This window comes from Terriglobales bacterium (assembly GCA_035937135.1).
GTDB lineage: Bacteria > Acidobacteriota > Terriglobia > Terriglobales > Acidobacteriaceae > DASYVL01.
The window spans coordinates 1-9483 of record DASYVL010000042.1; the positions used below are offsets into that span (position 1 = coordinate 1).

Here is a 9483-nt window from a genome sequence, read left to right on the forward strand (position 1 = left end):
CCGCTCCGCCGCCTGCCGCATTCCTATGTACTCGGCCTCACCCAAGGCCAAGCGCGTGGAGTTCCGTCCTCCCGACCCGAGCTGCAATCCCTACCTGGCGTTCGCGGCCATGGTCATGGCCGGCCTGGATGGGGTCGAGAACAAGATCGATCCCGGTCAGCCGCTGGACAAGGACATCTACGACTTGGGCGCTGAGGAGCTGGCCAAGGTGCCCTCGATGCCCGGATCGCTGGAGAACGCCCTTGATGCCCTCGAGGCCGATCACCAGTTCCTGCTCAAGGGCGACGTCTTCACCGAGGAGCTGCTCAACACCTACATCGAGTACAAGCGCGAGAAGGAAGTGGACGCAGTCCGTCTGCGCCCGCATCCCTATGAGTTCGCGTTGTACTACGACATTTAACCCGTAGAGACGCAGCATGCTGCGTCTCTACAACAGCGGGCCCGGCGATGAGCCGGGCCTATTTGTTTGCTCCGGCAAGGCACTGTTCGCTATTGTGAGAGACAATCAGGTCTCCCATGTGGCGCTCGTCCTTTTTCCGTCAATGCCTCCGCTCGCTGTGGCGGAACAAGCTGCGCAGCTTCCTGACCGTGCTGGGCATCGTCACCGGCGTGGGATCGTTCATTTGCGCGGTGGGCATCGGCAGCGCGGGCTCGGCGAAGGTGGAGGCGCAGCTGCGCAGCCTGGGCGACAACATGATCTGGGTGGAGGCCGGCAGCCGAAGCCGCAATGGGGTGCGCAACGGAGCCCGCGGCACCCGCAGCCTGGTGCTGGCCGACATGCAGGCCATCCAGAGCCAGGTGCCGCTCATCCGCATCCAGACGCCCAACGCGGACGGGCGCATCACCGTGGTCTACAACAAGCGCAACTGGTACACCTCCTACCGCGGTGTGACACCGGAGTTCTTCGAGATCCGCAAGTGGGAGCTGCAATCGGGCGCGCTCTTCACCAAGGAGGATGTGGACCGCGCCGTCCCGGTGTGCGTGCTGGGGCAGACGGCGGCGGACAACCTCTTCTTTGACGAAGATCCGGTGGGCAAGATCGTTCGCGTGCGCGACATGCCCTGCAAGGTGGTGGGGACGCTGCGGCGCAAGGGCGCCTCCGTCACCGGCCAGGACCAGGACGACTTCCTCATCCTGCCCTACACAACCGTGCAGAAACGGATTACGGGCGAGTTCTGGCTGGACGACATCTTCTGCTCCGCGGTCTCCGGGGAAGCCATCCCGGAGGCCAAGCGCCAGATCATCACCCTGTTGCGGGAGCGCCACCACATGAACCCGGGCGAGGACGACGACTTCAACATCCGCACGCCGGAGGAGCTGATCCAGGCGCAACTGGCCACGGCCGAGGTGTTCACCCTGCTGCTGGCGGCGATCTCTTCGCTCTCGCTGCTGGTGGGAGGCATCGGCATCATGAACATCATGCTGGTGACGGTGACCGAGCGGACGCGGGAGATCGGGGTGCGCCTGGCCGTGGGCGCCACCGAGTGGGACATCCGCGCGCAGTTCCTGAGCGAGGCCGTGGCCATCAGCCTGTTCGGCGGATTGCTGGGCGTGCTGGCCGGCTTCGGCGGCGCCGTCGCCGTCCAGAGCCTGCTGCATTGGGATATGGAAGTCACCCGGACCGTGGTTTTGGTCGGGTGCCTGTTCTCCGTGGTCCTGGGGGTCACGTGCGGATACTACCCGGCCGACCGCGCCGCGCAACTCAATCCCATCGAAGCGTTGCGCTTCGAGTAGAGACGCAGCCTGCTGCCTCTCTACTTCGTCGTCTCCTTGAGGAACGCTGCCAGGTGTTGCTGGTACACCGCGGGCAGGGAATGGGTTCCGTGGCCGCGGGTCGCCGGGCCCGCCGGGATCAGCACCGCGCGCCCATGCGACACGCGCTTGATGGCGCGCTCGAGGATTCCCAGCTCCGGCGGATTGATGAGGTCGTCGGCGAAGTTGATGGCCAAGAGCGGCGCCTGGATGGTCGAGAGCTTCGGCTCGGGGTTGTAGTCCCAGGAGGCGTCGATGGCGTAGGCCACGTCGTTGGCGTCGTGGCTCTTCATCAGGCCGGCGACGAATTGGTCCACCGCCGCATCGGCCTGCTCGCGCGTCGGGGAGTCTTTCTGGCGCTGCACGGGACTGCTGCTCATCAGCCAGAGCAGGTCGATAGCGAACGTGAGCCCGTAGGGCTGGGCGGTGTAGTCGCCGTGGTTGAAGCCGGGGTCGTTGCGGATGGCGTCCACCGCCATCTTGCGCCAGGCGCGGTTACGCCCCGCGATTTGCACGGGCAGGGAGGCCAGGGGCAGGAGCGCGTCCATGAAGTCGGGATACTTCTCACCCCACACCCAGGTGTGCATCCCGCCCATCGAGGTCCCCATCACCAGCCGCAGATGGTCCACGCCCAGGCCCTCGGTCAGCAGGCGGTACTGCGCCGTGACCATGTCGTCGTAGCCGTAGCGGGGGAAGCGGGCGTGCAGGCCGTCGGAGGGCTTGGAGGACTGGCCGTGGCCGATGCCGTCCGGGATCACGACGTAGTACGTGCGCGCGTCCAGCAGGCCGCCGGGGGAGAAGAGGACCCCAGCGAAGCTCGCACTCAGAAAGTTCTCGCCGCTGCCCGTGGTTCCGTGCAGCACCAGGACGGCGTTCCGCACACGGCCGTGGGCGTCCTTCTGCGGCGTGCCCAGGGTTCGGTAGTGGATGCGAAGTTCGGGCAGGGTCTCGCCCGAGGCGAACTTGAAGTCCTTGAGGACGAAGTCGCCGGGGGTGGGTTGCGGATAGTCAGCGGCGTGCAGGCAGACGGCGCCGACCAGGAACAGGGCTGCAATCGCGAAGCGTTTCATGGCCGCAGATTGTAAGCGGTAGAGGCGCAGCATGCTACGTCTCTACCCCGTGCTATGCTGGCCCGCGTGAGCCTGTGTGGCACAGCCGTCCTCGGCTGTGCGAGGGAGCGTCCCAGCTTGGTTCAGGTCACCGCGATTTCTCACATCGCGTTCCGCGATCCGGAAGCGGCGGCGCTTAACCTGGAACGCATCGCCACCCGCGCCCCGCACGGGGTCTTGGACGCCCTGCCCACACTGCTGGCCGGCTCTCCCGACCCCGACGCCGCGCTCAACCTCTTCGAAAAACTCTGCGCGGAGGGAAGTGGCGAGACCCTGCGGCTGCTGGACCGGCACCGCGGGCTCATCCACTACGCCCTGGCCATCTTCGGCTACAGCCAGTTTCTGGGCGAGACGCTGATCCAGAATCCCGACCTGCTGCAGCAGCTCTCGCGGGAAAAGAAACTGGACCGCTCGCACTCGCGCGAGGACTTCGAGGAGAGCCTGGCGCGCTTCCGCTCCCGCTCCCTCGAAGCCGACACGGCGCTGGCCCTGGCCCGCTTCAAGCGCCGCGAGTACATCCGCATCATGCTGCGCGACGTACTGGGCCTGGCCACCCTGGCGGACACCACCGGCGAGATCTCGGCGCTCTCCGACGTGCTCATCGCAGCCGCGCTGGGCGAGGCCGATTCCGCCCTGCATAAGCGCTACGGCCCGCCCCGCCACAACGACGCGCAGGGGCGCCTGGTGGAAACGCCTTTTGCCGTGCTTTCGCTGGGCAAGCTGGGCGGCAACGAACTGAACTACAGCTCGGACGTGGACCTGATGTTCCTGCACGGGGATGGCGAGCCGCCGGAGGCGGCGGAGATCTCCAACCGCGAGTACTTCATCCGGCTGGCGCAACAGACCACCGAGGTCCTTTCGCGGCTCACGCGCGAAGGTCCGGTCTTCCGCATCGACCTGCGGCTGCGCCCGCAGGGCAGCGAAGGCGAGCCCGCCGTGGGTCTGAGCCAGGCGCTGCGCTACTACTCCGAGACGGCGCACGACTGGGAGCTACAGGCCATGATCAAGGCGCGCCACTCGGCCGGCGACCTCGCTCTGGCGCGCGAGTTCCTGCGCGGCGTGCTGCCCTGTGTCTACCGGGCGAAGGTGAATTTCATTGCCATCGAGACCGCGCTCGATACCCGCGAGAAGATCAGCTCGCATCGGCGCAAGAAGGGGCCGGCCAAGGCCGCGGGGCTGGACGTCAAGCTTGACCGCGGCGGCATCCGCGACATCGAGTTCCTGGTGCAGTGCCTGCAGCGCGTCTATGGCGGCGAGGAACTGTGGCTGCGCTCCGGCGGCACGCTCTTCTCCCTGCAGAAGCTGCACGACAAGGACCATATCAGCGGCAAGGACTTCCACGACCTCAACAGCGGCTACGAGTTCCTGCGCCGGGTGGAGCACCGCCTGCAACTGCGTCAGGGCCAGCAGACGCACCACCTGCCGCAGTCGGAAGCTGAGCTGCGCGTCCTGACGCGCTCGGTCGTCGGTCCCCGGGCCGCGGAGGCCAGCGAAGGGATCGAAGAGGAAGTGCGGCGGCGAATGGCTGCGGTGGCGGAGATCTACCACCGCGTCATCCATAAGCAGCATCTGCCCAAGCGGGAGGACCAGGACTCCGAGTTTCGCCTGCGCTCGACCGCGGCGGAGAGCGGCAAGGAGCAGTCCTTCAAGCAGATACTGGAGCATTTGGCGGGCGATTCGCCGGGGCTGTACGAGATCGCGGCGCGGCGCGACCTGGCCAGCCACACGCGCCGCAACCTGCAGCGCTTCCTGAGCGCCGCGCTCACCAGCTCCGAGCGCTACGCCGCCGTTGCCCGGGCGCCGCAGGCGGTGGAACGGGCGCTGCAAATCTTCGCGGTGAGCGAGGGGCTGACGGAGATCCTCATCCGGCATCCGGAGGAGATTCGAACGCTCGAGGACCTGGGCGAGGGAGAGCGCGCCGCGGAAGCCGCGCGCCTGTTCCCAGATGCGCAAAGCGCCGGAGCCGGCGGGGACCCGGCGTTTGCCCACATCGCCACGGGCGCGGCGGAGCAGGGCGAGAAGATGGCGCTGCTACGGCGATACAGCCGCCACCGGACCTTTGCCGCCGGGGCCCGTGACCTAGCCGAGCTGCGTCCGGTGTACGAGTCGCTGGAAGAGCTGTCGGCGGCCGCCGACGACGCCATCGCCGCCGCCCTGGGCATGGCCGGTGCGCCGGCGCAGTTCGCGGTGCTGGCGCTGGGACGGCTGGGCTCGCGCGAGTTCGACATCGCCTCCGACGCCGACCTGCTCTTCCTGCGCGAGGAGAAGCTCGACGCCCGCAAGGCCGCGCGCGCCGCCGAGCAGATCGTCGAGGCCCTGGCGGCCTACACCCGCGAGGGCACGGTCTTCGCCGTCGATCCTCGGCTGCGTCCGCGGGGCGGCGAGGGCGAGCTGGTGGTGACGCCGGCGAACCTGGCTTCGTACATCGCCGGGGAGGCGCACGCCTGGGAGGCGCTCACCTACACCAAGCTGCGCTTCATCGCGGGCTCCGGGCGCCTGGCCGAGCGGGCAGTCACCGCAGTCGAGCAGGGAAGCGCCCGCTTTGCGGACGACCCGGCATTTCCCGCGGCGGTGCGCGAGATGCGCGGGAAGCTGGAGAAGGCGGAGTCGAGCGAGCCGGGAAGCTTCAAGACCGGGCCCGGCGGCTTCTACGACATAGATTTCGTGGCGTCGTATCTGATGGTGCGCAATCGCGTGCGGCTGGCCGGAAACATCCGGGAGCGGCTGCACGGGCTGGCGGCACAGGGGCATCTTTCGGACAACGACTGCGCCACGCTGGACTCGGCCGCCGAGCTGCTTAGGACGCTCGAGCACGTGGTGCGGCTGGTGACAGGGCGCGCGCGCAAGTCGGTGCCCGCCTCCGATCACGCGCGCGAGACGGTGGAGCGGCTGACCCGCAAGCTGCTGCGCCGCGACTTCGCCGGCGGCCTGGAGGGAGAACTCACGCGCGCCTTCACCTCCGTGCGCGAGGTGTATGAGCGCGTGCTGCCGGCGGGCGAGGTGCGCCCGCCTTCCTCCTAGGACGTCACGGGGGGCGGAGTCCTTCGTCACAGCGCGAAGCACCCGGGTTCTTTATAATTCCCCCGCTTGCGGAGAATACGGTGAAGTCCTCATACAACGGCTACCCGGTTCCTACGGACGGCGCGCCTATCGGCTACAGCGACGGCCGCTTCCAGATCCCCGACAACCCCATCCTGCCCTACATCGAGGGCGACGGGACAGGCCGCGACATCTGGAAGGCCTCGCGGCGCGTCTTCGATGCCGCCGTGGAGAAAGCCTACAAGGGCAAGCGGCGCGTGGCCTGGTACGAGGTTTTTGCCGGGGAGAAGGCGTTTTCCAAGTTCAAGAGCTGGCTGCCGGACGACACCGTCGAGGCCATGCGCGACCTTCGCGTCGCCATCAAGGGCCCGCTGACCACGCCGGTGGGCGGCGGCATCCGCTCGCTCAACGTCGCGCTGCGGCAGATCCTCGACCTCTACGCCTGCGTCCGCCCGGTGAAGTACTACCAGGGCGTGCCTTCGCCGGTGAAGCACCCGGAGCGCATGAACGTGGTCATCTTCCGCGAGAACACGGAGGACGTGTACGCCGGGATCGAGTGGAAAGAGGGAACGCCCGAGTGTAAGAAGCTTATCGACTTCCTGAACAACGTGATGCTGAAGGACAGCAAGAAGCGGGTGCGTGAGGACTCGGGCGTGGGCATCAAGCCGATCTCCGTCACCGGGACCAAGCGCCTGGTGCGCATGGCGCTGCGCTATGCCATCGCCAAGCAGAAGCGCGCGGTCACGCTGGTTCACAAAGGCAACATCCAGAAGTTCACCGAGGGCGCCTTTCGCGAGTGGGGATACCAGGTGGCGGTGGAGGAGTTCCGTGAGCAGACGGTCACCGAGCGCGAGAGCTGGATCCTGGACAACAAAGACAAGAACCCGGCGCTTACCGTGGAGCAGAACGCGGCGCTGATCGAGCCGGGCCTGGAGTTCACCGCGGAAGACTTCCGCAAGGGGATCTACGCCGAGGTCCAGGCAGTGCTCGATGCCATCGGGAAGACCCACGGGCAGGGGGCGTGGAAGAAGAAGATCATGGTGAACGACCGCATCGCCGATTCCGTCTTCCAGCAGGTAGTGACGCGCGCCGACGAGTACCAGGTGCTGGCCACGCCTAACCTGAACGGCGACTATATCTCCGACGCCTGCGCGGCGCAGGTGGGCGGTCTGGGGATCGCGCCGGGAGCCAACATCGGCGACCAGCACGCCATCTTCGAGGCCACGCACGGCACCGCGCCCAAGTACGCCGACAAGGACGTCATCAACCCCGGCTCGGTCATCCTCTCGGGAATGATGATGTTCGACTTCCTGGGCTGGGCGGAGGCGGCGCGTCTCATCGAGAGCGCGCTGGAGCGCACCATCCAGCAGAAAAAGGTGACGTATGATTTCGAGCGACTGATGGAAGGCGCCACCAAGGTAAAGACCAGCGAGTTCGCGGATTGCATCATCGGGAACATGGATAAGGTGAAGGTGGCGGGGGACTAGAAGCAGGTCCCTCGGCTCGGGCGCGAATCGTTTCGCGCACCCTCGCTCGGGATGACAATTTTCAAGAGAGGAACTCATCATGCGAAAGAAAGTGACCATCGTAGGTTCAGGGAATGTGGGGGCGACGGTGGCCCACTGGATCGCGTCGAAAGAACTGGCCGACGTGGTGCTCATCGACATCATCGAGGGCGTGCCGCAGGGCAAGGCCCTGGACCTGCTGGAAGCCATGCCCATCGAGAAGCGGGACTCGCAGGTGATCGGCACCAACGACTACGCGCTCACCGCGAAGTCGGACATCGTGGTCATCACCGCCGGCATCCCGCGCAAGCCGGGCATGAGCCGTGACGACCTGCTCAATACCAACTACAAGATCATGTCGGACGTGGTGGGCAAGGTGGTGTCGAATTCGCCCGACTGCATCCTGATCGTGGTGTCGAATCCGCTGGATGCCATGGCCCAGGCCGCCTACAAGATCAGCAAGTTCCCCCGCGAGCGCGTCATCGGCATGGCGGGCGTGCTGGATTCGGCGCGCTTCCGTACCTTCATCGCCGAGGAGCTGAAGGTCTCCGTAGAGAACGTCACCGCCTTCGTGCTGGGCGGGCACGGCGACACCATGGTGCCGCTGCCGCGGTATTCGACCGTGGCCGGCATCCCCATCACCGAACTGATGACAAAAGAAACCATCGACCGGCTGGTGCAGCGCACCCGCGACGGCGGGGCGGAGATCGTCAAGTACCTGAAGACGGGCAGCGCCTACTACGCACCCTCGGCGGCGGTGACGGAGATGGTCGAGGCCATCCTCAAAGACAAGAAGAAGATTCTGCCCTGCGCCGCCTACCTCGAAGGCGAGTACGGCATTAAGGGGCTGTTCGTGGGCGTGCCGTGCAAGCTGGGCGAGAAGGGCCTGGAAGAGATCATCCAGATCAAGCTCACACCCGAGGAGCAGGCTGGGCTTAAGAAGAGCGCCGACGCGGTGAAGGAGCTGGTGGACGTGATCGGGGTGTAGGCCCTACGCGCGCTCGATCGTCAGCGAACTAATCCGCACTTCCTTCTGTGGCTTGTCCTGCGCGCCGCGGGGGACGTTGACGATCTTCTCCACCACGTCTTGGCCCTCGACCACCTCGCCAAAAATAGTGTGATTGCCGGTGAGCCAGTCAGTGGCGGCCACGGTGATGAAGAACTGGGAGCCGTTGGTGTTGGGGCCGGCGTTGGCCATGGCTAGCTTGCCCGGCTTGTCGAACTTGTGGGGAGAGCCCTTGGTCTCGTCCGCGAACTGGTAGCCGGGGCCGCCCATGCCGGTGCCCGCCGGGTCGCCGCCCTGGATCATGAACTTGGGGATCACGCGGTGGAAGATGGTGCCGTCGTAGAGGCGGTCCTTGGACTTCTGGCGCGTGACTGGGTGCGTCCATTCCCGCGCACCCTCGGCCAGCTCCGTGAAGTTGGCGACGGTCTTGGGCGCGTCCTTCTCGAAGAGGTGGCAGACGATCTTGCCCTCCGTGGTGTCGAGGATGGCGTAGGTTCCGGGGGTGCGGGGCATGGGGTCCTTTCCGTCGCGCGGGTAATTCTAATTCATTCCAACCCTGGGTCCTTCGACTCGGGTCTCCCACGCCGGAGAACGCGTGCGGTCACTTCGCTGGTTTTGCCGCGGGCTTCGCTACTTTGGCCGGACTCTTCTCTGCTTCGCGGAGGATGGTGATCTTCACAATCTTCACCGGACGGAAGGGGCGGTCGGTGCGAGGGTCGCGGGGCATGCGGGCGATCTTGCGCACCAGAGCCACGGTGGCGGCGTCGCACTGGCCGAAGATGGTGTGGTGCCCGGTCAAGTGCGGCGTGGGCACCTCGGTGATGAAGAACTGGGAGCCATTGGTGTCTGGCCCGGAGTTGGCCATGGCCAGCAGGCCGGGACGGTCGAAGCGCAGCTGGGGGACGAACTCGTCCTCGAAGCTGTAGCCGGGGTCGCCGGAGCCGTTGCCCAGCGGGTCGCCGCCCTGGATCATGAAGTTGGGAATCACGCGGTGGAAGATGGTGCCCTCGTAGAGCGATACGCCGTGCTTCTTGGCGTGGCTGGCGGGGTTGGTCCACTCCCTGGTGCCCTC

Annotated in this window: 8 protein-coding genes; 5 read left to right on the plus strand and 3 right to left on the minus strand. The window is 66.4% G+C overall.

What is annotated here, in order from left to right; all coding sequences use genetic code 11:
• Both glnA and VGQ94_02495 read left to right on the plus strand, forming a co-directional pair.
• On the plus strand, positions 1-400 hold a 400-nt coding region (gene glnA / locus VGQ94_02490), incomplete at its 5' end, for a glutamine synthetase (GenBank protein HEV2021372.1).
• Between the two features lie 116 nt (positions 401-516).
• Entirely contained in the window at positions 517-1734 is a 1218-nt protein-coding gene (locus VGQ94_02495; protein ID HEV2021373.1) for an ABC transporter permease, read from the plus strand.
• 20 nt (positions 1735-1754) lie between these two features.
• Here VGQ94_02495 and VGQ94_02500 read toward each other — a convergent pair whose 3' ends face one another.
• Positions 1755-2822, minus strand: coding sequence for an alpha/beta fold hydrolase (locus tag VGQ94_02500; GenBank protein ID HEV2021374.1), 1068 nt, complete (start codon positions 2820-2822; stop codon positions 1755-1757).
• Between the two features lie 117 nt (positions 2823-2939).
• On the opposite strand from VGQ94_02500, the gene VGQ94_02505 reads away from it, so the two are divergent.
• The 3 genes from VGQ94_02505 to mdh all read left to right on the plus strand — a co-directional run bounded on the left by VGQ94_02505 (position 2940) and on the right by mdh (position 8393).
• A complete protein-coding gene (locus VGQ94_02505) occupies positions 2940-5882 on the plus strand; it encodes a hypothetical protein (GenBank protein HEV2021375.1) in 2943 nt (980 codons plus the stop codon).
• Positions 5883-5962: 80 nt separating this feature from the next.
• Positions 5963-7387: an NADP-dependent isocitrate dehydrogenase gene (locus VGQ94_02510; GenBank protein ID HEV2021376.1), complete on the plus strand. Its 1425-nt coding sequence runs from the start codon at positions 5963-5965 to the stop codon at positions 7385-7387.
• Positions 7388-7466: 79 nt separating this feature from the next.
• On the plus strand, positions 7467-8393 hold the full coding sequence (gene mdh / locus VGQ94_02515) for a malate dehydrogenase (GenBank protein ID HEV2021377.1): 927 nt from the start codon (positions 7467-7469) through the stop codon (positions 8391-8393).
• Positions 8394-8396: 3 nt separating this feature from the next.
• Here mdh and VGQ94_02520 read toward each other — a convergent pair whose 3' ends face one another.
• Entirely contained in the window at positions 8397-8924 is a 528-nt protein-coding gene (locus VGQ94_02520; GenBank protein HEV2021378.1) for a peptidylprolyl isomerase, read from the minus strand.
• An 88-nt stretch (positions 8925-9012) separates the two neighbouring features.
• A partial coding sequence (locus VGQ94_02525) for a peptidylprolyl isomerase (GenBank protein HEV2021379.1) occupies positions 9013-9483 on the minus strand: 471 nt, incomplete at its 5' end.

Bases quoted from the DNA above. Each gene is read 5' to 3' on its own strand.
- VGQ94_02495 (HEV2021373.1), top strand. From the start codon at position 517: ATGTGGCGCTCGTCCTTTTTCCGTCAATGCCTCCGCTCGCTGTGGCGG.
- VGQ94_02500 (HEV2021374.1), bottom strand. From the start codon at position 2,822: ATGAAACGCTTCGCGATTGCAGCCCTGTTCCTGGTCGGCGCCGTCTGC.
- mdh (HEV2021377.1), top strand. From the start codon at position 7,467: ATGCGAAAGAAAGTGACCATCGTAGGTTCAGGGAATGTGGGGGCGACG.
- VGQ94_02520 (HEV2021378.1), bottom strand. From the start codon at position 8,924: ATGCCCCGCACCCCCGGAACCTACGCCATCCTCGACACCACGGAGGGC.